The 23,598-nt window shown below is 32.5% G+C and carries 24 protein-coding genes and 2 tRNA genes; 9 read left to right on the top strand and 17 right to left on the bottom strand.

All coding sequences use genetic code 11. From position 1 onward, the window contains the following. Positions 1-52: 52 nt before the first annotated feature. Positions 53-268, bottom strand: a complete 216-nt coding sequence (gene rpsU, locus GAPWK_RS02340) for a 30S ribosomal protein S21 (RefSeq protein WP_025314687.1) — start codon at positions 266-268, stop codon at positions 53-55. Positions 269-452: 184 nt separating this feature from the next. Here rpsU and hemB point away from each other — a divergent pair, with 184 nt between their 5' ends. From hemB to GAPWK_RS02325, 3 genes are all read left to right on the top strand, one after another. Beyond that, complete coding sequence (gene hemB, locus GAPWK_RS02335) at positions 453-1,466, top strand: porphobilinogen synthase (protein WP_025314686.1); 1,014 nt, start codon at positions 453-455, stop codon at positions 1,464-1,466. A gap of 379 nt (positions 1,467-1,845) precedes the next feature. Continuing rightward, positions 1,846-2,616 carry a hypothetical protein gene (locus tag GAPWK_RS02330; RefSeq protein ID WP_025314685.1) on the top strand — a complete coding sequence of 257 codons (771 nt, stop codon included), beginning with the start codon at positions 1,846-1,848 and terminating at the stop codon, positions 2,614-2,616. An 85-nt stretch (positions 2,617-2,701) separates the two neighbouring features. Continuing rightward, positions 2,702-3,502, top strand: a complete 801-nt coding sequence (locus GAPWK_RS02325) for a hypothetical protein (RefSeq protein WP_025314684.1) — start codon at positions 2,702-2,704, stop codon at positions 3,500-3,502. 37 nt (positions 3,503-3,539) lie between these two features. Here GAPWK_RS02325 and nudC read toward each other — a convergent pair whose 3' ends face one another. From nudC to epmB, 6 genes are all read right to left on the bottom strand, one after another. Beyond that, on the bottom strand, positions 3,540-4,343 hold the full coding sequence (nudC, locus tag GAPWK_RS02320; RefSeq protein ID WP_025314683.1) for an NAD(+) diphosphatase: 804 nt from the start codon (positions 4,341-4,343) through the stop codon (positions 3,540-3,542). Positions 4,344-4,398: 55 nt separating this feature from the next. Further along, positions 4,399-6,015 (bottom strand): membrane protein insertase YidC, encoded by a 1,617-nt coding sequence (gene yidC, locus GAPWK_RS02315; protein WP_025314682.1) that lies wholly within the window; start codon positions 6,013-6,015, stop codon positions 4,399-4,401. Further along, complete coding sequence (gene yidD, locus GAPWK_RS02310) at positions 6,015-6,257, bottom strand: membrane protein insertion efficiency factor YidD (RefSeq protein WP_038517760.1); 243 nt, start codon at positions 6,255-6,257, stop codon at positions 6,015-6,017. The genes yidC and yidD overlap by 1 nt, the downstream gene beginning before the upstream one ends. Positions 6,258-6,304: 47 nt before the next feature. Beyond that, the gene (gene rnpA / locus GAPWK_RS02305; RefSeq protein WP_080692406.1) at positions 6,305-6,661 is read right to left on the bottom strand and encodes a ribonuclease P protein component; all 357 of its coding nucleotides are present in this window, start codon (positions 6,659-6,661) and stop codon (positions 6,305-6,307) included. Positions 6,662-6,672: 11 nt separating this feature from the next. Beyond that, a complete protein-coding gene (gene rpmH / locus GAPWK_RS02300) occupies positions 6,673-6,813 on the bottom strand; it encodes a 50S ribosomal protein L34 (RefSeq protein WP_025314679.1) in 141 nt (46 codons plus the stop codon). A 329-nt stretch (positions 6,814-7,142) separates the two neighbouring features. Beyond that, positions 7,143-8,171 (bottom strand): EF-P beta-lysylation protein EpmB, encoded by a 1,029-nt coding sequence (gene epmB, locus GAPWK_RS02295; RefSeq protein ID WP_025314678.1) that lies wholly within the window; start codon positions 8,169-8,171, stop codon positions 7,143-7,145. A 32-nt stretch (positions 8,172-8,203) separates the two neighbouring features. Between epmB and efp the strand changes: the two genes are divergently transcribed. Next, positions 8,204-8,770 (top strand): elongation factor P, encoded by a 567-nt coding sequence (efp, locus tag GAPWK_RS02290; RefSeq protein WP_025314677.1) that lies wholly within the window; start codon positions 8,204-8,206, stop codon positions 8,768-8,770. Positions 8,771-8,933: 163 nt separating this feature from the next. On the opposite strand, the gene trmL is transcribed toward efp, so the two are convergent. The 4 genes from trmL to thiI all read right to left on the bottom strand — a co-directional run bounded on the left by trmL (position 8,934) and on the right by thiI (position 13,150). Then, positions 8,934-9,410 (bottom strand): tRNA (uridine(34)/cytosine(34)/5-carboxymethylaminomethyluridine(34)-2'-O)-methyltransferase TrmL, encoded by a 477-nt coding sequence (trmL, locus tag GAPWK_RS02285; protein ID WP_038517757.1) that lies wholly within the window; start codon positions 9,408-9,410, stop codon positions 8,934-8,936. A gap of 22 nt (positions 9,411-9,432) precedes the next feature. Further along, entirely contained in the window at positions 9,433-10,812 is a 1,380-nt protein-coding gene (gene cpxA / locus GAPWK_RS02280) for an envelope stress sensor histidine kinase CpxA (protein ID WP_025314675.1), read from the bottom strand. 41 nt (positions 10,813-10,853) lie between these two features. Then, complete coding sequence (locus GAPWK_RS02275) at positions 10,854-11,567, bottom strand: response regulator (RefSeq protein WP_025314674.1); 714 nt, start codon at positions 11,565-11,567, stop codon at positions 10,854-10,856. A 131-nt stretch (positions 11,568-11,698) separates the two neighbouring features. Further along, on the bottom strand, positions 11,699-13,150 hold the full coding sequence (gene thiI / locus GAPWK_RS02270) for a tRNA uracil 4-sulfurtransferase ThiI (protein WP_025314673.1): 1,452 nt from the start codon (positions 13,148-13,150) through the stop codon (positions 11,699-11,701). A 426-nt stretch (positions 13,151-13,576) separates the two neighbouring features. On the opposite strand from thiI, the gene secG reads away from it, so the two are divergent. The 4 genes from secG (at position 13,577) to GAPWK_RS02250 (ending at position 16,474) form a co-directional block, all read left to right on the top strand. Beyond that, the gene (secG, locus tag GAPWK_RS02265; protein WP_025314672.1) at positions 13,577-13,951 is read left to right on the top strand and encodes a preprotein translocase subunit SecG; all 375 of its coding nucleotides are present in this window, start codon (positions 13,577-13,579) and stop codon (positions 13,949-13,951) included. Positions 13,952-13,958: 7 nt separating this feature from the next. Then, a tRNA-Leu gene (locus GAPWK_RS02260) sits at positions 13,959-14,044 on the top strand. A gap of 168 nt (positions 14,045-14,212) precedes the next feature. Beyond that, positions 14,213-15,463: an integrase domain-containing protein gene (locus GAPWK_RS02255; RefSeq protein WP_025314671.1), complete on the top strand. Its 1,251-nt coding sequence runs from the start codon at positions 14,213-14,215 to the stop codon at positions 15,461-15,463. Between the two features lie 384 nt (positions 15,464-15,847). Continuing rightward, a complete protein-coding gene (locus GAPWK_RS02250; protein WP_025314670.1) occupies positions 15,848-16,474 on the top strand; it encodes a hypothetical protein in 627 nt (208 codons plus the stop codon). 177 nt (positions 16,475-16,651) lie between these two features. On the opposite strand, the gene GAPWK_RS02245 is transcribed toward GAPWK_RS02250, so the two are convergent. From GAPWK_RS02245 to GAPWK_RS02235, 3 genes are all read right to left on the bottom strand, one after another. After that, positions 16,652-17,389 (bottom strand): carbonic anhydrase, encoded by a 738-nt coding sequence (locus tag GAPWK_RS02245; protein ID WP_025314669.1) that lies wholly within the window; start codon positions 17,387-17,389, stop codon positions 16,652-16,654. Positions 17,390-17,779: 390 nt separating this feature from the next. Next, positions 17,780-18,508: an outer membrane protein gene (locus GAPWK_RS02240; RefSeq protein ID WP_025314668.1), complete on the bottom strand. Its 729-nt coding sequence runs from the start codon at positions 18,506-18,508 to the stop codon at positions 17,780-17,782. A gap of 270 nt (positions 18,509-18,778) precedes the next feature. Continuing rightward, a tRNA-Asn gene (locus GAPWK_RS02235) sits at positions 18,779-18,854 on the bottom strand. 145 nt (positions 18,855-18,999) lie between these two features. On the opposite strand from GAPWK_RS02235, the gene GAPWK_RS02230 reads away from it, so the two are divergent. After that, a complete protein-coding gene (locus GAPWK_RS02230; protein WP_025314667.1) occupies positions 19,000-19,575 on the top strand; it encodes an LOG family protein in 576 nt (191 codons plus the stop codon). Between the two features lie 55 nt (positions 19,576-19,630). On the opposite strand, the gene fruA is transcribed toward GAPWK_RS02230, so the two are convergent. Genes fruA through fruB form a run of 3 tightly spaced genes read right to left on the bottom strand, consistent with a single transcriptional unit; the run spans position 19,631 to position 23,471 of the window. Then, the gene (gene fruA, locus GAPWK_RS02225) at positions 19,631-21,328 is read right to left on the bottom strand and encodes a PTS fructose transporter subunit IIBC (RefSeq protein WP_025314666.1); all 1,698 of its coding nucleotides are present in this window, start codon (positions 21,326-21,328) and stop codon (positions 19,631-19,633) included. An 8-nt stretch (positions 21,329-21,336) separates the two neighbouring features. Continuing rightward, positions 21,337-22,272: a 1-phosphofructokinase gene (gene fruK / locus GAPWK_RS02220; protein ID WP_025314665.1), complete on the bottom strand. Its 936-nt coding sequence runs from the start codon at positions 22,270-22,272 to the stop codon at positions 21,337-21,339. After that, complete coding sequence (gene fruB, locus GAPWK_RS02215) at positions 22,272-23,471, bottom strand: fused PTS fructose transporter subunit IIA/HPr protein (RefSeq protein ID WP_025314664.1); 1,200 nt, start codon at positions 23,469-23,471, stop codon at positions 22,272-22,274. The genes fruK and fruB overlap by 1 nt, the downstream gene beginning before the upstream one ends. Positions 23,472-23,598 lie beyond the last annotated feature (127 nt).

Here is a 23,598-nt window from a genome sequence, read left to right as displayed (position 1 = left end):
AAAAATAGATAAAATTGACTTGTTATATCAATTTAAACTTTTAGTATAAATATTAATACTGACGAGTACGACGAGCGTTTTCTCTTTCTAATTTTTTAGCGTGACGTTTTACAGCAGCGGCTTTTGCTCGTTTACGAATAGTAGTTGGTTTTTCGTAAAATTCACGATTACGAACTTCAGCTAAAACTCCTGCTTTTTCGCAAGAACGTTTAAAACGACGTAATGCTACATCGAAAGGTTCATTTTCACGTACTTTAATTACTGGCATGTGCCTCTCACCTCAAATTTGTTTAATATCACAAAGGACTAAAAATTAGTGCGCAATTTTACCTCTAATAGATATATGTTGTAAAGTAAAATATCCAATTATTGTATCATAACAAATTAATTTGCTAATCTCCCTACTCAATTAGATAATAAAACCATTTTTATTAAAATAGATAGGTATTTTTATGTCATCATTCATCACAGGTCAGTTCCCCAAGCGTCGCTTACGCCGTAATCGTGTTTATGATTTTAGTCGCCGTTTAATTGCAGAAAATCAGCTAACGATTAATGATCTAATTTATCCTGTTTTTATCGTTGAAGGTAACAATATTACTGAATCCGTTTCATCTATGCCAAACGTTTATCGAATGAGTATTGATATACTGTTAAAAGAAGCTGAATACGTAGCTAAACTAGGTATCCCTGTTCTTTCATTATTTCCAGCAATTGAACCAGAAAAAAAATCATTACTCGCGCAGGAAGCTTATAATGAAAATGGATTAGTACCCAAAGCGATTCGAGCATTAAAAAAAGAGATTCCTGAGCTAGGTATCCTAACTGATGTGGCACTTGACCCTTACACTACGCACGGACAAGATGGCATTATTGATGAACATGGTTATGTACAAAATGATATATCTGTCGAAATTCTTGTTAAACAAGCTTTAATTCAGGCTCAAGCTGGTGCAGATATTATCGCGCCAAGTGATATGATGGATGGGCGCATCGGCGCAATTCGCGATGAGTTAGAAAATCATAATTTTGTTAACACTCAAATCATGGCGTATTCAGCTAAATATGCTTCAAGTTTTTATGGTCCGTTTCGTGATGCAGTTGGATCCGCTCAAAATATAAAAGGTGGTAATAAAAAAACTTACCAACTCGATCCTGCTAATAGCAATGAAGCTTTGCAAGAGATTTATCAAGATCTTAGTGAAGGTGCCGATATGGTCATGGTTAAACCTGGTATGCCTTATCTTGATATGGTTAGAAGAGTAAAAGATACCTTTGCCGTACCAACGTTTGCCTACCAAGTTTCAGGCGAATATGCCATGTTATGCGCAGCGATTGGGAACGGTTGGTTAGATGAACAATCAGCAATTATGGAATCCTTACTTTGCTTTAAACGTGCTGGTGCTGATGGAATATTAACTTATTTCGCTAAACAAGTAGCTGAATGGTTAATTCAAAAGCAATAAGATTTATTAACTCATAATAAAGTCCCCATGTTTATATAGTGGGGATATTTATTTAATAAGTAAAAGACTTCATTTATTTTACTGAATTTGTTCATTCTGTTTTTTAAAAAATTAGCAGTTAATTTTTAAAAACTCTTCAAACATTCCCAATGTGTCTAACACTATTTCGATTTTATTTTAGTGTTTTAATTTTAAAGCATGATCCATTCAATATTTATTTTTCCATCAATTTCAAAAAATTAATAATTAAAATGATTTTATGCCAACATAAAATTAACAACCTGTATTTAATTAAGCGTGTAAAAAAGTTTAAGGAAAACTATATGTTTATATAAAAATCTGTTAATATTTCAGCTGATTAGTGACAAGGGAATGAAAAATGATTTATGAACTCATACCGATAGAATTACATAAAGAGCTTAATGATTTTCGTAATGATTTAGAGAGAATAGCTTCGCAACATGTTGAAGTTTGTCCTTTTTGTGATAAAAATCATTTTCATTTAATCCGTTCAAAACCAATTACCACTTACCATTGTAAAACTTGCTATAAATATTTTACGGCAGCAACCAATACATCTTTTAACCGTCTAACGCCTTTTAACTGGTTGGAAACCATTTTTGTTAGTCGTATAAAAAACTATAGTTATAAAGCAATAGCAAATGTATTTGACTGCTCAATTGAGAAAATAATGCGCCGTGACCATGCTATAATTAATTACTTAAAACTACATTATTCATCATTATATAAATGGTACATCAACAAACAACAGACAACCTTAAATCCAATCTTGATTGAACAACATAATTATATTAAATCAAAAATAAATACTTTACTAAATATGCAAACACCGATTTGTTTACACTGTAACTCAACTGAAACGGTCAAAATAGGCAAACGCACATGTTACAGATGTAAACGATGTCGACATAGTTTTAATCTTTTAAGCAATACTAAACTAAACCGTTTACCCAAACCTGAATTATGGTTAAGCTTTATTAATTTACTTATAGCAGGCGAAAACAATACACAAATAGAAAAAAAACTAAAATTGACGAGCAATACCGTAAAGCGATGGCGAGCGGTATGGTGTGAAATGATGATAAATTGGGATTGTGAAGCTCTCTCTATTTGGTGTAAAGGCCATTAAACGTAAACATAGCCTGATGAATTACTGTCTCATATTTTACTCCAAATATTTTTAAACAATAATGTTAATAATGGAAAATAATGTTATGAAAAAATATATCTCTCTTTTATATATAAGTTTATACAGCAGTATATTATTAATTAGTGGTTGTGATGACAAAAAAACAACTAATACAGGCTCAACTCAAATTTCGGTTATTAACAGTTATCTTTTTCATACGGAACCAGAATTATTACCTAATAACAAATTATTTAAACAGCAAAAAATTGAAGGTTCATCAAATAAACTAATTAACTACGATAATCTAGGTTATGTAGCTAATTATAATTTAGAAGGACTATATGGTGAAATCAATTATGATAATGCCAAATATATTTACGGAATGAAAGAAACTAGAAATGAATATGGAATTACTTTTGACAATGCAAGAAACATTCTTGGCATGAAAAATAGTAATGGAGATATTGTTGCTATTTCTGAATTTGACGAGCAAGGCCATTTAGTTGAAACAACTTTATCTCACTTTGCAGAAAATAATATTATTTTTAATAGTAAAATAATTTATGAACAAGATCGAGTTGAGATGGTTTTATATAATGCTTATATTCCAGTTGATGAAAAAACCAAATTTCCTGTATTAGTACAAGAAAAAGATATTATTTACAATGATAATTATCAATTAGAAAAAACTATCACTAAGTCATTTAAACTATCATCGAATGGTGACATCATAATTAATAATAAAAATGAACAAGAAGTTGAAATAACTGAAACTTGTACTTATTCTGATTATAATGAAAACCAAGATTGGACAAAGGCAATCTGTATAACTACTGGCAATGAGTCAAAAACCGTTAATTTAATAAGAACCATTGAATATCAATAGGTTTATTTATTACCTTTTAATAATAAAGAAAATATGATTAATCATGACAATACTCTTCATATTCCCGACAAAGTATAATGGTATCTTCAATTAAGCGCCGAGCAATAGTCCCATATTCTGGAATTTTAGGCAACTGAGAGTAATGATACCAATTTGCTTCAACTAACTCGCTAGTATCTACATGAATTTCACCACTTTCATAGTCTGCCAAATAAGCCATCATCAATGAATTAGGAAACGGCCAAGGCTGCGAACCTACATAACGAATATTTTTAATTGTTATTTTTGCTTCTTCAAATACTTCTCTCTTAACAGCCATTTCCATCGTTTCACCAATTTCAGTGAAACCGGCTAAAACAGTATATAAATTATCTTGATTATGTCTAACATGTTTTGCCAATAATATTTTATTTTTATTGCGAATAGCGACAATTATAGATGGCGAAATTTGTGGATAATAGCGTTCATTACAGTTGTGGCACATACAACACCACTCTGTTGTACTAATATGCATTTCGTGGCCACAATAACCACAATATTTATGAGAACGATAGAACTCTGATAATTGAACGGCTCGTCCAGCCATATAAAATAATGATTGTTCAGTATTATCAAGCAAAGATCGAATTGAACTCATTGCTGTTTTCATTTCATGGCAAATAAGCCAAGCCGTTTGCCCATTCCACTCACCAATAGATTGAGCAAGTAGATTTGTAAAACCCAATTGGCTAGCATTTCCAACAGGGACTTCACCATTTGGTAACCATAGTCGTCCATTTTTACTGACAAACCAATAACCTGTTTCATTACCGTTCAAATTTATTTGTTGCTGTATATTCATATTAATTTACCAAAAAACAACTAAAAAGGAGGGTTTTAACCTCCTTTTATCAATATTATTTCTTTTTCTTCTCGTGAAGTCCATTTTTCTCAAGTTCCCAATAAATGATACGTTGCTGGGCAATTGTAAATAAATTACTTACAATATAGTATAAAACTAAACCTGCTGGAAACCATAAGAAAAATGCCGTAAAAAACATAGGCATAGCAGTCATTAAGCCTTTTTGTAATGGGTCAGCCGCTGGTGTTGGAGACATCATCTGAATTAACAACATGGTACCGCCCATTAATAAAGGAAAAATATAATAAGGATCTTGTGCGGATAGGTCATAAATCCAAAGCGCAAATGGAGCATGACGTAGCTCTACAGCATTACCTAACACATAGAATAGTGATATAAAAATTGGCATTTGACTAAATATTAGCAAACAACCACCTATTGGATTTACTTTTTCTTGTTTATAAATCGCCATGGTTTCAGCACTCATTTTTTGTTTATCATCACCATAACGTTCTTTCAATGCTTCTATACGAGGTTGTAATAACTTCATTTTTGCCATTGATCGATATTGTGCACGAGTTAATGGAAATAAAATACCACGGACAATAAAAGTAATAATAATAATTGCGATGCCCCAATTACCAACAAGACTATGAATAAATTTTAATAAATAAAATAGTGGTTGTGATAAGAACCATAACCAACCATAATCAACGGTTAAATCAAGATGATTGGCTGTCTCTTTCAATTGGTTTTGAATTTCTGGTCCCAACCATAATTTTGCACTAATAGTTTGACTATTACCTGGTTGAATAATAGTTGATTCACCTTTGAAACCAATTGTTGCTTGAGATTCGTTAGCTGTAGCCCGAGTATAAAATAAATTATTTTGATCCTGAGCTGGTACCCATGCTGTTACAAAATAGTGTTGTAGCATTGCAACCCAACCCGTTTGGGTACTCACATCTAAAGCTTTATCTTTTACCTCATCAAAACTATATTTACTATAATTAGTATTAGAACTAGAATAAGCTGCACCACGAAAAATATTTAGACCTAATCCTCTGCCACCTTCAGTCACAGTATCTTCAGGTAACTCTATAGTTTGTTTTAATTGACCGTACATCGAAACATCAATAGGATTTTCACTTTGGTTATTTATATCATATTGAACATCAATAGCATAATTACCGCGGTGCAATACATAATATTTAGTATAGCTAACACCACTAACCTGATAAGTCAATGGTACGCGCAATTCATCTTGTCCATCAGCCAATACGTATTCGGTTTGTTCTGTTTGATATACTGGTCGTTTTGATCCTTGAATTGCATTATCAGGACCATCTTTACCAGTTAGACCGCTTTCAGCAATATAAACAAAATTAGGAGTTGATTTTAATAATTGGAAAGGCGTACCAGAATGAAGTGTCTGATCATATTTTAATAATTGAGCAGCTTGCACATCGCCGCCATAAGTATTGATAGTAAGTGATAATACATCTGACTTTACAGTGATTGTTTTACCAACCACGGTACTATCTTCACCTAGCTGTTGTGTTAACTGGTTAATCACAGGCGGCTTAGGAGCATGATCTTCTTCCCATGCTTTCCAAATTAAAAAAGATACAAAAAGTAAAGCAATGACTAAAATATTACGTTGAGATCCCATTAGTGTTTTTCTCTATTGGTTTTAATTTTTGGAGGAACAAAATCTTCTCCTCCTTCATGTAAAGGGTGACATTTTAATACACGTTTAACCATTAGCCAACTACCTTTTATTAATCCAAAGCGTCTTAATGCAATTACAGCATATTGTGAACATGATGGTGTAAAACGACATTTAGGACCTAATAAGGGACTAAGGATACGTTGATATATACGAATAAAAAAAATAAAAATATTAATTATCAATGAATTAAATGCATAAACATGCCTTTTTATTATTAATTTTAATTTATTTAAATTTTTTGCTTGGTTATGATTCGTTGGCATAGTTTATCAAATATCTCGACTATTTGTTGATTTTCTAAGTCAGTGACAGGAGATTTAGCCATCAGAATAAAATCAATATTAGGAAATTGATGTTGATGATAACGAAAATATTCTTTCACAAGTCGTTTGATACGGTTACGTTCATGGGCTCGCTTTACTTGCTTTTTAGCTATGGCAAATCCCAAACGAGCATGTGTTAAATTATTTTTACGGGAGACAAGCGTAATAAAAGGAGATCCAGCCCTGATGGATTCTTGGAAAACATAATTGAAATCAAAGGGAGTTAACAATCGCAACTCCCGAGGATAAGTGAATTTAATCACTCAACTTTAAATCAGCTAGCAACAGTTAAACGAACACGGCCTTTAGCACGACGGCGAGCAAGAACTTGACGACCGTTTTTTGTTGCCATACGAGCACGGAAACCGTGAGTTCTATTGCGTTTTAATACTGATGGTTGAAATGTGCGTTTCATGACGATTTATATCCAAATCTAATTTATCAACAAGGTTGTAGAGTGTAAACTCCACAGCATTAATTAAAGAGGTCGGAATTATAGTGTTTATTTCCTTTGTCGTCAATGAGATTTTAACAGATAAATTTTTAAGAAACCCATTAACACCTGATTAAGATGAAATTATATAAAAAACTGGTATATACCCTATTAATTTAGGCATATATTTTAATTCTTATTATCAATAAATTATCAGCAAAATAATAGTTTATGAGATTAATTTATCTTCTTTATAGATTGATATAATGTATCAAAAACATTCCAAAAAAGAGATACGAAAATTAAATTTCTTAATCACTAAATGCAATGACACGCTTACTTTTTTCACCACCTATTTCACGTGCTAATTTAGGCACTAAATACCCTGAAACTTGAGCTGCTAGTTGTTTCATTATTTGTTTGGCTTTTTCATCATTTACCATAAAGTGAGCAGCCCCCTGCACCTTATCAAGTAAATGGATGTAATAAGGCAAAATGCCAATATCAAATAGCTTATTACTTAATTGCGCTAATGTTTCGGCTTTATCGTTAACATTTTTTAATAAAACGCTTTGATTAAACACAGTTACACCCTGATATTTTAATAGTGAAATAGCTTTAGCTACATTTTCATCAATTTCATTTGGATGATTGATATGAGTAACCATGATAATTTGTAATCGACTTTTAGCAAATAGCTGACATAGCTTTGATGTAATTCTTGATGGTATCATAACAGCTAAACGAGTATGAATTCGTAACCGTTTGATGTAAGGTATCTTTTCTAATTCTTTTATCAAAAATTCAATCTCATGATCTTTAGCCATTAAAGGATCTCCTCCAGAAAGAATAATTTCATCAAGTTCTGAATGATTAGCGATATAATCAAGCGCAATACTAAGATTCTTTTTATTTCCTTGGTTTTCATGGTAAGGAAAATGTCGCCTAAAACAATAACGGCAATTTATCGCACAAGCTGTTTTAGTAATTAATAAAGCACGATTATGATATTTATGTAGTAATCCTGGAATAGTATTTTGTTGTTCCTCCAAAGGATCATTACTATATCCATCTACATGAATCATTTCACGATCATCGCAAAGGACTTGTAATAACAATGGATCTTTATAATCTCCCTTTTTCATTCGATTTATAAAAGCCATAGGAACACGAAGCGGAAATTGTTTTTTCGCTTGTAACATAGGAATTGAAATGGAATTAGGATCTAATTCTAAATAAGAATAAAGTTCCTTGATATCTGTCACGACATTGTTTAGATCTAATATCCATTCATCTTTATTATTTGGTAGTTCAATTTTTTGCTGTATAATATGGCTCATTTTTGTAATTCAGAATGATAGTTGGAGCTTTTATGGCATCTTATAGTACAAATGAGTTTAAAGCTGGTCTTAAAATAATGCAAGATGGCGAGCCTTGTGTAATTGTTGAAAATGAATTTTATAAGCCAGGTAAAGGACAAGCAATTAACCGAGTAAAAATTAAAAAACTACTTTCAGGCAAAACAGTTGATAAAACTTTTAAATCAGGTGAATCAGTTGAAGCTGCTGACGTTGTTGATATGAATTTAACATATTTATACACTGATGGTGAATTCTGGCATTTTATGAATAATGATACTTTTGAACAACTATCGGCCGATGCTAAAGCCGTTGGTGATAATGCAAAATGGTTAGTTGATCAAGCTGAATGTATCTTAACATTGTGGAATGGTCAGCCTATCGCTGTTACACCTCCAAATTTTGTTGAACTAGAAGTTATTGAAACTGATCCGGGTTTAAAAGGCGACACAGCGGGAACCGGCGGAAAACCAGCAACTTTATCAACTGGTGCAGTTGTTCGTGTACCATTATTCGTGCAAATTGGTGAAGTGCTTAGAGTGGATACTCGTTCAGGTGAATATGTATCACGTGTTAAATAATTATGGTCGTTTTATACCGCTATATTATATTAAATAAAAAAGAGGTTACATTAACCTCTTTTTTTGTTTAAAGTAGTTTTCAATTGGCTTATATTTAATTCAATAACAACAAATTTATCATTTATATTCATTATGATAAATTTATTGTTAATAATCAGTTAAATTATTTTGCACCAAAATAATTTAATTGGCGCCATGATTCATAAACCACAACCGCAACAGAGTTAGATAAATTCATACTTCGACTATTAGCTAACATAGGGATACGGATCTTTTTATCTTGTGGTAATGCATCAAGAACTGATGAAGGTAAACCACGAGTTTCAGGGCCAAACATCAAAAAATCATTATAATTAAAATTCACTTCACTATGAGATTTTTGACCTTTAGTCGTTAATGCATAAACTTGTGTAATTAGGTCAAGTTGGTTTACCTCTAAAAAATGAGTAAGATTTTTATAACGCGTTACGTTGACAAATTCTTGATAATCAAGGCCTGCTCTTCTCAGCTTTTTATCATCCCAAAAAAATCCCATGGGTTCTATAATATGCAAATTAAAACCTGTATTAGCACAAAGACGGATAATATTACCTGTATTAGCTGGAATTTCTGGCTCAAATAAAACGATATTTAAGGCAATGTTTGACACAATACTTTCTCTTCTATTGTTTATATTTCTGAATTGGTAATACTATCACAATTCTAAGTCCTCCAAGATGACTTTTCTCTGCTTTAACATTGCCATGATCTCTCATGATAGCATTAGCAACAATAGCAAGTCCTAAACCAGTTCCTCCTGATTGACGATCTCGTGCTTCACTAGTACGATAAAATGGTCTAAAAATTTGCTCAAGCTCCTTATCAGCTACACCAATTCCATCATCGTCAATACTAATTATTATCTGATTTTGCTGCGCAATAAAATTAACAATGATTTCATGATTAGAATAGCGGAATGCATTGCGTATAACATTTTCAAGCGCACTACATAAAGCCATAGGATAACATAAAATAGTATGACTAGTTGGAGGATTAGTCACTAAAAACTTTTTCCCTATTTGTTCTGCTTCAAATGTAGCATTTTCTAGTACTTGTTTGAATAATAGATTAATTTTCTTAAATTGACGAATTTCATTATTATCATATTGTTGTCTTGCTAATGACAATAAATCACCAATCATAGAATCAAGCTTTAATGCTTCATTATTGATACGTATAACTTCATTACTTTCACCTTGTTTATGTCGTAATAAAGAAGTTGCAAGTTGTAAACGTGTTAAAGGAGTACGAAGTTCATGGGAAATATCGGAAAATAAGCGTTGTTGTACTTCTTGCATCCGTTTAAGTTCTCTCAACATATGGTTAAAGCTAGCACCAGTTGCTTTGTATTCTGTAGAACCTATTTTTTCTAGCTCTGGCCACTCTTGTAAATTACCTTTAGCAACTTGATCTGCAGCTTTTTTTAATCTTCGTGCAGGTTTAGCAATACTCCATGACAACCATAATAAAAAAGGAGAACTTATTAACATCATTAGTGTTAATAACAATAGTGGATGATCAAAAATTAAACTAACAAATTGAGATTGAACATCGGATGCTGGTTGTAAAACGTATAATTGATATGGTTCATCAGCATAATGGACCAAAAAGGGTCCTATAATCTCTTGGAAATCATAAATCTTTTTAGCAGGATCTGAAATATTATGTGATATTTCGCTAAAGTTTTTAACTAAATCAATATTCTTGGTATCGGCAGTAATATACTGCCCATTTGGAGTTACAATAAATAAAAATTGACCAGATTTTTGGTAACTGTCCATTACAACGATAAAACGCATCCACCAACGAAAGCTATCTTTAGGAACATTAGATAGATCTTTTTCTATTTGTTTAGCTAATTCGTTACCTGTTTCACGTTCTTTATTTGCAATATAAGTTAAGTTCCTAGAATCTAAATTTGGTAATAAAATGATTAATGCCAAAAAAAAGGCTATTGTTAGAAGGAAGATAGTGAAAATTCGAACAGTTAAACGATCAAAAATCCACATATCACCACACCTAATTTAAAACTATATTGATGTTGTTATACATCATCATTGCTACTATCAATAACAAATAAATATCCCTTAGAACGTAATGTTTTAATCCACGGTAAACCATCACTACGCGGAGGAAGTTTTTTTCTTAAATTAGATACATGTACATCAATTGAACGAGCAAGTGGAATAAATTCCTTACCTAAAACAGTTTCACTCAATGTATCTCGAGATATGATTTTACCACCATTTTCGAGAAATTTAAGTAAAACTTGAAATTCCGTACCAGTTAATTCTATATATTTATTATCATAATAAACTGACTGCTGTTTTCGATTTAATAACAATTTATCAACTGTATACTGCTGAGGAAGATCATCTGTTTCATTAACTAAATTATCCCAGCGCGTCCTACGTAATAGTGCGTTGATTCTAGCTATAAGTTCTCTATCATTGAAAGGTTTTAAAATATAATCATCAGCGCCAAGTTCAAGACCAATAATTTTATCATATTCATTATCTTTAGCCGTTAAAAAAATAACAGGGACAGTAAATTTGCTTCTAAGTTGAGATAATACATTTAACCCATTCATTTCAGGCATCATTATATCGAGCAGAATCAAATCAAATGACATGTCAAACTTTTCTAAAGCTTGCATGCCATTATTCGCCGTTTCAACTTCAAACCCCTCTAGCTCAAGAAGTTCGGATAACAACGAGGCAATTTCTGGATCATCATCCACTACAAGTAATTTATTCATTACAATCCTCTGTTTACTCATTTATCATATTTATTTTTATCGAATTACATCAAGATTTCACACTTTACCAAGTTATTATATATGCAAAAAATACTATCAATACTAACAATATAGTAAATAATTGTTAAGTTCTACAATTTTAATACTTTAACATTAGAAAAACCTTGATCAATAAGATAAAGAGCTTGTAATTTACTCATCACTCCGCGGTTGCAATAAAGCAAATACTGCTTGCTTTGATCCAAATCACCAAACTGGGAAGCTAATTTATAAAACGGAATTAATTTAATTTCAACATTATCGTCAAATAGTAAAGGATCATCCTCTTGTTCATCTGAAGGACGAATATCAATAATAATATGATCGTTATTAAGAGTAGATACAGTTTCAACCTGTTGAATTGTTGTGTCTGATTGTTTAGCTATTTCACGAATATCAATGTTTTCTGCATCTTCTATAGCTTTATTAAGTATTGAAAAATCAAAATTCAACTCTTCTGCTTCAATTTTTTCTTTAATGGCTTTAACAGTAGGACTTTTAGATATTACACCACAAAATTCAGGCATGGTTTTAGCAATATCTTCAGTGCCGATTTGTCGAGCAAGATTGATAATGGTTTCTTTATCGTGAGTGATTAGTGGGCGTAAAATCAATGTATCACTAACATTATCAATTAAGCGTAAATTAGTTAATGTTTGGCTTGATACTTGACCAAGAGCTTCACCAGTTACAAGAGCTTGTACATTATAACGCTCAGCTATTTTAGATGCAGCACGTATCATCATTCTTTTTAAGATTACGCCCATTTGCCCATCATCAATTTTTTCCAAAATCTCACCGACAACATCCGAAAAATTGATAGCAATAAAACGTACTTTATGTGAACTTCCAAAACGTTCCCACAAATAGTGAGCCATCTGTTTTACACCAATTTCGTGAGTTTTCCCGCCAAGATTAAAAAAACAATAATGAACTCTACTACCTCGTCGCATCAACATATAACTTGATACACCTGAGTCAAATCCACCAGAAATAAGTGAGATAACATCTTCTTGAGTACCAGTTGGAAAACCACCAATACCGTCATGTCGACCTTTAACTAGCAATAACTTATCATTGTCAATTTCTAAATTAACCGTAACCTCAGGGCGTGTTAGCTTTACCTTAGCTGAAGGCACATATTTATTAAGTCCACCACCAACGTAACGTTCAACATCAATTGAAGTAAAATCATGCTTTCCTCTGCGTTTAACCCTTACACAAAAAGTTTTATTTTCAATTAATGGGGCATAGTAATTTAAAGCTTTTTCGAAAATATCATGCATATCGACATAAATAAGTTCATCGACGGCTAAAATGTGATGAATACCAGGGATTCGAGTTAATAGCTCTAGAATCAATGTTTCACTATTTGCTATTTTTGGACGAACTTCAATAAAATCCCAATGACGAATAACAGCAACATCTTCTATATGATGTTTTAATATATTACGAATATTGCTAGTCAATATTTTGATAAAACGTAAACGGACGGAATCACTTTTAATCGTGATTTCAGGAAAGAGTTTAACAATAAATTTCATAAAACTAAGGCGTGATCTAAATAAAAATGGCGGTCATTATACTGTTTTTCGAAAAAAACATACAATTTAATCTAACAAATATTGAATCTGAAATGGATTAGAAAAATAATTTGTTAGATCAAATCATTTGAAAATGTTAATTTAAAATGATATTTATTACTGTAACTTCATCATAAATGGCATAATAAAGTTCTATTTTGTATCTAAAAATAAATAATTGCTATAAATTAACAACCCTACCGATTAAAAACAACAAACGAATATAATTTTTTTAGTATAAAAATTAATATTGATAATAGTTTTAAAGTGTCAAAACTCAAATTATGCCAACAATACCTTAAATTTTACTTGCTTGTTGGTCTGTCTTTCGTTAATATTTCGCTTCAATAAATTCTGTTGTATAAAACATAAAATTGACAGGTTGAAATGTACGGACTTTTAATTATAAGTTATTTGATCATTGCACTTGCAATAATCGTATTAGTTTTAATTCAGCGAGGAAAAGGCGCCGATATGGGGTCTTCTTTTGGTGCGGGTGCGTCAGCAACTTTATTTGGTTCATCAGGAAGTGGGAACTTTTTGACTCGCACAACAACTTTATTAGGTATATTATTTTTTGTGATAAGTATTGTTTTATCTAATTTAGGTAGTCGCGCTCACATTACCTCAACTGGTGAATTTGACAATCTTGAAGATACTGCTCCAGTAACAACTCAGCAAAACGGGGGTAGCATTACTTCGACAGCAGATCCCGTTGTTCAACCTGGACAAGTAAATCCAACATCAGATATTCCTGAATAAAAACGGCGCCGTGGTGGTGAAATTGGTAGACACGCTATCTTGAGGGGGTAGTGCTCTAAGAGCATGCGGGTTCAAGTCCCGCCCACGGCACCAATTCAATATTCATTAACATTCTTTTAAATCCTTTAAAACACATCAAAACTAACAAACATAAGGCTTAAAGCCTATTTTGTTATTAATTAAGCATCAGTAAGATACATTTACAGCCAGAATTTTTAGGTATATGCTTAGGTATACGAACACAATATACCTAAAATCATTATGGCAAGAAAGACTCTACCATTAACCGACACACAAATAAAAGCAGCCAAACCAAGAGATAAGGATTATTCTTTATTTGATGGTGGTGGTATGTATCTTTTAATCAAAGCGAATAACTCTAAAATTTGGCGTTTTAAGTATACGCGCCCGTATACCAAAAAAGGGGCATTAATAAGTTTTGGCAGTTATCCGGAAGTTTCGCTACAACAAGCGCGAAAACAACGGGACGAAGCGCGCGAATTAATTAAACAAGGCAGAGATCCTCAAGAACATAAGGCAGAACAAGAGCAACTACAACAAGAAGCTAGCAATAATACTTTTTATGCTATGGCTCAAAAATGGTTTAAATTCAAAACCGAACAAGGATTAGAAGAACAAACCTTAAAAAAAGCTTGGCGCTCATTAGAGAATCATGTTTTTCCATATATAAAAGACATTCTCATTAACCAAGTAACAGCTATTAAAGCAATTAATGCACTACAGCCATTAAATAACAACAATAAATACGAAACAGTTAAGCGAGTTTGTCGGCGAATTAATGAAATAATGTATTATGCTGTCAATATGGGAATTATCGATAATAATCCTCTAGCCAAAATCACCGATGTTTTTAATAGCCCAAAAGTTAAAAATCAGCCAACTATTCCCCCTACTGAATTACCCGAATTTATGCAAGCACTGGCTATGGCAAATATTGAACTACAAACTCGATGCGTTATTGAATGGCAATTGCTAACTTTAACGCGACCAAGTGAAGCCGTAGGGGCTAAGTGGGACGAGATAAACTTTGATAGAAAATTATGGAGTATTCCTGCCGAACGCATGAAAATGGATAGACCACACAATATACCTTTATCATCACAGGCATTAGCTATCCTTGAGATAATGAAAACTATTAATAATAAAAGTGAGTTTGTTTTCCCAACAGTAAGACCGCCTTATAACAAGCCAATGAGTAACCAAACCGCTAACATGGCAATAAAGCGCATGGGATACAAAGATAAGTTAGTTGCGCATGGATTAAGAGCTTTAGCTAGTACCGCTTTAAACGAACAAGGCTTTAATTATGATGTCATTGAAAGCGCGTTATCGCATGTAGATAAAAACGCAGTAAGGCGAGCCTACAACAAAGCAGAATATGAACATCAAAAGCGTATTATGCTTGACTGGTGGGGTGACTTTGTCGAGCAAGCAAGCCAAGGAAATGTCTCACTATCAGGTAACCGCAATTTAAAGCTAGTTAATCATTAACCCTATCGCGCTATTCATACCGTGCCTCATATTTGGGTTACACACTTCAATTCTCCATAATAACCACTCCTCATATCTGAGGGGGGCTTTTTCAAATGTCATCCTTCAGTTAGTACATAACATTTTCCAATAATATTTAGATAATAACATTAATCATATGTTGTTTTATAACAGTTATTGTTGATTTGATGTCTGATAATTTATATACATTTTAGCTTTTTAATTATTACAACTTATAATCAAATAATTACTTCATAACATAATGAATTAAATTATTTTTTATTGTATTATCGTTATTAAAATGAATAAAACAATTAACACTGTCTTAGTTTAATATTTGGTAAATGTAATGAATATCAGTTTATATGTTATAAGGTGATTAAAATGGGAAATAGGAAAAGAGTAAACATATCTTTAATAAAAAATAGTTATTTCGATGCTCGAGTCTTACTCATAGACCAAACTGAGCCTTATACTGGTGCTTTTGTAGTTATTTTTCGACGAGATACAAATGAGACGTATAAAACACTTTGTATAAATGGATTAGACCAAAATAAATGGGTTAATGAAGCTAAAAAATTTATAATGGAACTGAATAAGCCGATTGATTGGAAAAGACCTCATCGCTATTGTATAGCGATATTTGCTAAACGAACTATAATAGAAAGCTCTTTCTTGGTTAATATAAACAGGGAAAGTGATACGCGACAAATTCTTCATGGCATAACTGCTTCGCGATGTGTACTAATTAAAAAAGCAAATAAGCTTTCATTTGAAGAAAAAATTCAATTATTCACATTAAAAGATTGGGAAAAAAAGCAATATTCTTATGAAGATATTTATCATGGTCTTTACGCTAGAAAATATTTATATAAAAGGCTTTATCATAGAGAAAAATTTAAAAAGTATTATCTGGAATTTGATAAACAATTACAAGATCTCTTTGATCGTGATTTAGGAAACAAAGAAATGTCCGATATCCTTTACTCAGAACTAATATTTTCAGATTAATACTACAATAAATACATGTAAGAATCAATTAACATATTAATATTCAAATTATAAATGAATTTTGTTGTGAAAATCTTTATATTTAACTTTTACATTTAATAAATTTGTCAATTTTAAAACTTATTATAACTGGCTTTATACATATTTATTACAAAGCCAGTCAAATAAATAAATAAATCAATCAACAATAACCCTACCATTCAATGGCTGAACAGGTCGATTGTTGTCATGATGCATGATTGAATGGAATTTTTGAATTTGTTCATCGGAAGCAGTAGTCGCTTGTTCTAATACAATCCATCTTACACCTTCAGTACACGGCGGTGTTGTTAATGATCCACTAAAGCGGTAATAATCTAATTTTTTAGGAAATAATGTGTTGATATCAACAGTTTTGTTTAAAATTGTTTTATTATTCACTTCTGTTGGCATTTGTTGCCAAGCCTTCTCAATTTCAGAATTTGCTTCACCGCTATTAAACATTAATGCAACAACAGTAAGTTCACCAGCTTTATTTTTGTAAACAAAGTGGGCTTCCATTGGATAATGTTTATCTTTAATAGTATTTTCACTTGGTGTATGAAAATGAAATTGTTGTAACGTAAAGATTTGCTCATCTAATGTTAACTGATTATTACCAGTAACATTAACCTGAATAGTGTGTCCGTTGTTAACAATTTCTTGTTTACCTGTTTCAAAAGAAAACGTTAAATTCTCATGCTGTGTTTTTAACACATGGTCGATATTAATAGGTGACTGGTTTTTACCATTTTCACATGTAGAATATTCAGGTGATAACTTACCCCAATTTTCTGGCTTTTCTTGACCTTCATATCCCCAATGAGAAGTATGTTCTTCTGCCACACAAGATAGACTAGTTAACATTAGTGCTGCAATTATTAAGTTTCGTTTCATTTTTAATTTACACTAAAATATTAAAAAAGAGATTTAAATTATACGCCACAAAAAATAACCTTACTACATACGATTAACATAATTTTTTCTTTTTTTTGTTAATTATTTTATTGTTGGGTAAAGTAATTTCAAATCAATAAATCATCCATCTAGTTATTTTACTTACAGTTATAGTTTATAATATTGATTATAAATCAATAAATTGACTTTTTATAATAATGAAACATAGGATTATAAATTAAGGAGGAGAACTCATCTGGCGTTATAAAAAATAATGATCTGTTGCTAAAGATATAAATAATGAGTTTGTAGTATAATTTGCCTTGAGTTCGGAAAAAAACAGAAAAAATAAAAAAGGGCAAAAAAGCCCTTTATTGTTTAAATAAAATACTAGAAAGTATAACGAATACCTGCTAATAAATCAATTGAACTTAGTTTAGCTTCACCTTTTACATTAATCCCTTGAATATTTGTTTTTACAGAAGTTTTACCCGCATTAACATAACGCGCAGTAAAATCTATATCTAAATTTTCATCAATATTATAAGTTACACCAGTAGCTACATTCCAAGCAAACTTTGTTTTTGTATCTGACATACCAGCTGAACCAGATACATCATAATAAATGCTTTCATATTGTGCTGAATATGTCTGATCCAATTTAGTGAAAGCAACACCTAATCCTGCGCCAACAAAAGGAGTAATTGAACGATTAGTTTCAATATCATAATATACGTTGAACATTAAAGTGTTCATACGAACTTTATGTTCATCATTAGTTTGAAGATGATCGCCTTTCCTAACAACATTATCATAGCTATAATTATACTTCTTATCTGAATTACCGCGCACCGTATAAGATAACTCAGCACGTAAAGGAAGGTCATAATCATATTTGAAATTATAACCAATATTTAATGCACCCGCGACTCTCCCATTTTTGAAAGATTCTATTTTAAAATCTTCCGAGTAATTATAATAAGATACTGTATCTTTAATATTGTTTGCTTTTAAAATACTCGCACCTAATTGACCGCCTAAATAAAATCCTCTTGCATCAGTTTGAGCCAAAGCAGGGAAACATGCGATAGTTGCCAAAACGACAAGTGTTTTTTTCATATTTTAAATCCTTTTCCTTTTAAATTACTTTTATGCTATTCAATCGACTTGTCGAGTTTAAACTAGCAAATAATAAAGTTCAATAAAAATAACCCTATATTTTTTATAAGCTTATTCATATTAAACATATAATTATATAACAACTTCTTTAAAGTAAACTTTAATCAAAAATCAAAAAAAATTTTTACAAAGGGGGGGAAAGGTAGCAACTAAAACGTTTATATATAAGCTTGAAAGCTAAACGATAAAAAGAAAGGAATTATGTAAAATTGGCTCCTCCAACAGGACTTGAACCTGTGACATACGGATTAACAGTCCGCCGTTCTACCGACTGAACTATGGAGGAACACTTGGAGTAAGATAGTAACGTTCTATAATGATTATGTCAATGTGAAAAACATTAATTAAACTTAATTGCTCAGCTTGTAATCAAATTCGATAATTACATGCTAGAATAGATAAAATTATATATCTAAGGTAAATAAATAGTTATGAAAAAGAATATTTGTGTTTTTTGTGGTGCCAGCGAAGGAATTCGTCCAGAATATCATTCGACTGCAGAACAATTAGGCGAGTTAATTGCAAAGCAAAGTAGACGATTAATTTATGGCGGAGGAAATAAAGGTTTAATGGGCGTTATTGCTAATGCTGTTTTAGCACATGGTGGAGAGGTTATTGGTATTATTCCAGAAAGATTGGTTAAAGCCGAAACTGCACATCATGGACTTACCCAATTAGAAATTGTTGAAAATATGCATCAACGTAAAGCAAGACTTACTGAACTTGCTGACGGGTTTATTGCTATGCCAGGCGGAACTGGCACATTAGAAGAGCTTTTTGAGGTATGGACAGGTATGCAAATTGGTTATCATGAAAAACCAGTTGCATTGTATAATCCAGCCAAATTTTGGCAACCTATGCTAGATTTTTTACAACATACTGTTGATGAAGGATTTGTTAGAGACAGTTTTTATAAAACTTTAATTGTGTCTGATGAGCCACAATCGATTCTACAAAAAATAGATGATTTTATTCCTAAAGATTTGCAACGTTGGGTAAAAAAATAATTCAAAAATAAAAAATGCCATCAATTGATGGCATTTTGCATTTAAATAAGTAATTTTAAGCAGAAGCCGTTTCTGCTGTTGATTCTGGCTGTTTTAGAACTGCATAACCAACACCGGCCACAAGAGAACCAATTAAAATAGATAATAAATAACCGCCAACAGGTTTAACAACTCCTGGGATTGCTAAAGCGAATAACCCACCATGCGGCGTCATAAGTTGTGAACCAAATGCTAACGCTAAACCACCTGTAATTGCACCACCAATAATACAGCAAGGAATAACACGTAATGGATCACGCGCAGCAAAAGGGATAGCCCCTTCAGAGATAAAACATAAACCTAATACTAATGAAGCCTTACCACTTTCTTGTTCAGCTTTAGCAAATTTTTTACGAGCAATTAATGTAGCAATACCCATGGCCAAAGGAGGAACCATTCCGCCAGCCATAACTGCTGCCATTGGTGCGTATACTTGAGCCGAAATTAAGCCTGTACCAAATGCATAAGCAACTTTATTGATTGGTCCACCCATATCAGTGCACATCATACCACCTAAAACTACACCTAACAGAACTGCATTGGCAGTTCCCATTGATTTCAACCACTCAGTTAAAGCGCCCATTAGCCATGCGATCGGCGTACCAACAATAAACTGCATAACTAAGCCTGTAGCTAATGTCGCAAGTAATGGCACAATAAGAATTGGTTTTAATGCTTCAAGTGTTTTCGGTAATGGTAAATACTTAGCAATTAACATTGCTAAATAACCAGCAAAATAACCAATGACAATACCACCTAAGAAGCCCGCACCAGTAGAAACAGCAAGTAAACCACCTACAAGCCCTGGGGCTAAACCGGGTCTATCAGCAATAGAATAAGCAATATAACCAGCAAGTAAAGGTACCATCAGTGAGAATGCAAGCCCACCAATTTCTGCTAAATGAGATTCACCTACCAGTTTTTGTACACCATCAACCATTTCAAATGAACCAAAAGCAAATGATAAAGCGATGATTAATCCACCAGCAACAACCATTGGTAACATGTAAGATACACCAGTTAATAAATGCTTATAAATACCTTTCTTCTCGTTACTTGATTTTGTTGTTGAAGCAGAACTAGTTGGTTGATAGATTGTAGCTTCTTCAAAAGCCCTATCTAATTCTTGTGCAGTTTTTTTAAGAGCTGGACCGGTTTTAGTTCGGTACATCTTTTTACCTGCAAACTTACTTAAATTGACATCTATATCACATGCTACAATCACTACATCAGCCGAAGCCACCTCTTCTGGCGTTAATTCATTACCAACACCAACCGAACCACGCGTTTCAACTTTACACCACCAGCCGCGTTTTTTCGCTTCTTCTTCAATCGCTTCAGCTGCCATAAATGTATGAGCAACACCCGTTGGACAAGCGGTAACAGCAACAATACGTTTTACACCACTGCCAGATACAGAACTTGTATTAATTTGTGCAGATTGTTCGAAAATAGATGCTTTACTTTGTGCATCAGTAAGTACTTGGTTAGGATCAGCAAAAATATCGTTAAGATCACTAACTATATAAACCTTTTTACCGATAACTGTTTTATCACTGACTTCACCTGAGCCGATGACAACAGTTACTTCTGCAGATACAGCACTATCGACTATATTTAAATTTAATGAATTAGCAGCTAAAACCAATTCAGCTTTAGCCAAACGTCCATTAACAGGGCCTGCATTGCTACCCTCAATTATGTAAATATTCATGAATACTCCTATCCAGCAATGATTTCAATTTTATCCAACATATTGGTTACAGCCTGACGATCAGCAATACCAACTCCGGCTTGTCCAACAGATAACGCAGCAACACTTGACGCGAAAACTAAGGTATCTTTAATTGATTGATTGGTCATCAGACCATACATTAATCCACCAACCATTGAATCACCTGCACCAACAGTACTTACTACATTACATTTTGGTGGTTTTGCTAACCATGCTTCATGTTTAGTTACCCACAAAGCACCTTTGCTACCGAGTGAAATAACAACGTTTTCTATGCCATTATTAATAAGTTCCATAGCAGCCACTTTTATTTCAGCTAACGTCGATAACTTGCGTCCCACATACATTTCAAGCTCTTTGTCATTAGGTTTTATTAACCATGGTTTTGCTTTCAATCCTGCAACTAATGCATCACGACTACTATCAAAGACAACTTTTGGACAAATTGTTTTAACTTGTTTTATCCATGTGGTGAATTTGTCGAGTGACACTCCTGCTGGTAAACTACCGCTAATAGCGATCATGTCAAAATGTTTTAACCATTCGAGAGAATCTGTAACAAAACTTTGCCAATCTTGTTCAGTAATAGTAAAACCAGAAAAGTTTAGATCCGTTACTTCGCTATTTTCCTCTGTTAATTTAACATTAATCCGGGTACGACCTTCCACAGTTTGAAATTTATCTTCAACATTAAGTGAATCAAATAATAAATTAAAACCATCACGATTTTCTTTACCTAAAAATCCACCTAGCGTTAATTTAACATCTAAATCTGATAATACTTTAGCGACATTAATTCCTTTACCAGCGGCTAGTAATGCATTAGTATGAACTAAGTTAACATCGCCAAGCTCTACTTTAGGACAAAATCCTAAAAGGTCATAAGCTGGATTCAAAGTAATGGTTGCAACGCGACAATTCATTATTCAGTTCCCTCACCTAAGCCACTTTCAATAGCTTTCCCAATTGCATATAGTGCTTGAGTGGCATCATCACCTACAGCAGTAAACTGTAATCGACTACCTTTTTTAGCACCAAGGGCAACAATTTTCATTAAGCTTGTTGCACTAACTGGCTCTGCTTTACTATCAAGATTTGCAACAGTGACTTTACTTTTAAATTCTTTCACTAATTTAACTAATACTGATGATGGGCGAGTATGTAAACCATTTACATTCGGAACAATAAATTCACGAGTTAATACTTGGTTATTTGTATCTGAAGTTTGATTTCTAGTGGATGATTCAGTCTCAAGCAAATTTGATACTGGAGATTCATGGTTAGATAGCAGTAAATCAATAATTTTCTCGATATTGGCTGACAATAAGAGATCTAATTTTTTATTAAATACTAAAGAGGCCAAATTATTTACAACATCGGCAATAGCATCATTAATCATCGACATAGTGATAAGCAATTTAACTGGTTTACCATCTTCATTTAAATCACTTATTGTACGACTGATCGCTATCGCATTTTTTAAATTACCTTCTTTACTATCATTAAACCAAACTCCACTACCCAAATAGTTTGGTTTATTTTCTAGTACACAAGCAATAAAATTGGTATTTACTGCATTTTGTCGTTTTAAACGAGAAGCATTTAAGGCTTGTAAAGTTCCTAAACTATCAGCTGGGATATCCAATAATAATGAAGATTCATTTATACTAAATTGGCTATCTTCTATGCTTGGTTTTCCAGTTAAAATGGCAATTGCTTCATCTGTTGATTTAATGTTTTTAATACGTTCTTCAATACCATCAGCGCTAAGCACATGTGTTAATTGACGAAGTAACTCTAAATGCTCATCAGAACTAGCTGCAATACCAATGGCTAGATAAGCTTTTTCGCCATCATCGCCCCATTCAACTCCGTTAGGAAAGCAAAAAACTTGCACACCTGTTTTTTTAACCAAATGACGAGTTTTAGTTGTACCATGAGGGATAGCAAGACCAATACCCAGATAAGTTGCTGCTTGAGCTTCGCGTTCGAGCATTCCATCTACATATCCTTCCTCAACAAATCCTGCACTGGTTAAAGCAGCAGCTACCTTTTTTATGGCCTCAGTTTTGTTAGTGGCTTGTTCATTTAAATGGATATCTTCTTTAACTAAATGAAACATATAATAAATACCTCTGGGTTGCTATATTAAATCATCTAACATAATTCATATTATTTTGCTTAAATAATTTATTGAATCGTTTCAGCAATAATGACGAAAATTATATTAATTATCAAATAAATTATCT

Source organism: Gilliamella apicola, assembly GCF_000599985.1.
GTDB lineage: Bacteria > Pseudomonadota > Gammaproteobacteria > Enterobacterales > Orbaceae > Gilliamella > Gilliamella apicola.
Note: the sequence above shows the minus strand (reverse complement) of the source record. Positions and strands in the feature narration are given on the sequence as shown.

Bases quoted from the DNA above. Each gene is read 5' to 3' on its own strand.
- fruB (WP_025314664.1), bottom strand. From the start codon at position 23,471: ATGTTTCATTTAGTTAAAGAAGATATCCATTTAAATGAACAAGCCACT.
- thiI (WP_025314673.1), bottom strand. From the start codon at position 13,150: ATGAAATTTATTGTTAAACTCTTTCCTGAAATCACGATTAAAAGTGAT.
- nudC (WP_025314683.1), bottom strand. From the start codon at position 4,343: ATGAATATACAGCAACAAATAAATTTGAACGGTAATGAAACAGGTTAT.
- GAPWK_RS02330 (WP_025314685.1), top strand. From the start codon at position 1,846: ATGATTTATGAACTCATACCGATAGAATTACATAAAGAGCTTAATGAT.
- fruK (WP_025314665.1), bottom strand. From the start codon at position 22,272: ATGAATTGTCGCGTTGCAACCATTACTTTGAATCCAGCTTATGACCTT.
- GAPWK_RS02275 (WP_025314674.1), bottom strand. From the start codon at position 11,567: ATGAATAAATTACTTGTAGTGGATGATGATCCAGAAATTGCCTCGTTG.
- secG (WP_025314672.1), top strand. From the start codon at position 13,577: ATGTACGGACTTTTAATTATAAGTTATTTGATCATTGCACTTGCAATA.
- GAPWK_RS02250 (WP_025314670.1), top strand. From the start codon at position 15,848: ATGGGAAATAGGAAAAGAGTAAACATATCTTTAATAAAAAATAGTTAT.
- yidC (WP_025314682.1), bottom strand. From the start codon at position 6,015: ATGGGATCTCAACGTAATATTTTAGTCATTGCTTTACTTTTTGTATCT.
- hemB (WP_025314686.1), top strand. From the start codon at position 453: ATGTCATCATTCATCACAGGTCAGTTCCCCAAGCGTCGCTTACGCCGT.
- GAPWK_RS02230 (WP_025314667.1), top strand. From the start codon at position 19,000: ATGAAAAAGAATATTTGTGTTTTTTGTGGTGCCAGCGAAGGAATTCGT.
- efp (WP_025314677.1), top strand. From the start codon at position 8,204: ATGGCATCTTATAGTACAAATGAGTTTAAAGCTGGTCTTAAAATAATG.
- fruA (WP_025314666.1), bottom strand. From the start codon at position 21,328: ATGAATATTTACATAATTGAGGGTAGCAATGCAGGCCCTGTTAATGGA.
- GAPWK_RS02255 (WP_025314671.1), top strand. From the start codon at position 14,213: ATGGCAAGAAAGACTCTACCATTAACCGACACACAAATAAAAGCAGCC.
- GAPWK_RS02240 (WP_025314668.1), bottom strand. From the start codon at position 18,508: ATGAAAAAAACACTTGTCGTTTTGGCAACTATCGCATGTTTCCCTGCT.
- GAPWK_RS02325 (WP_025314684.1), top strand. From the start codon at position 2,702: ATGAAAAAATATATCTCTCTTTTATATATAAGTTTATACAGCAGTATA.
- rpsU (WP_025314687.1), bottom strand. From the start codon at position 268: ATGCCAGTAATTAAAGTACGTGAAAATGAACCTTTCGATGTAGCATTA.
- GAPWK_RS02245 (WP_025314669.1), bottom strand. From the start codon at position 17,389: ATGAAACGAAACTTAATAATTGCAGCACTAATGTTAACTAGTCTATCT.
- epmB (WP_025314678.1), bottom strand. From the start codon at position 8,171: ATGAGCCATATTATACAGCAAAAAATTGAACTACCAAATAATAAAGAT.
- rpmH (WP_025314679.1), bottom strand. From the start codon at position 6,813: ATGAAACGCACATTTCAACCATCAGTATTAAAACGCAATAGAACTCAC.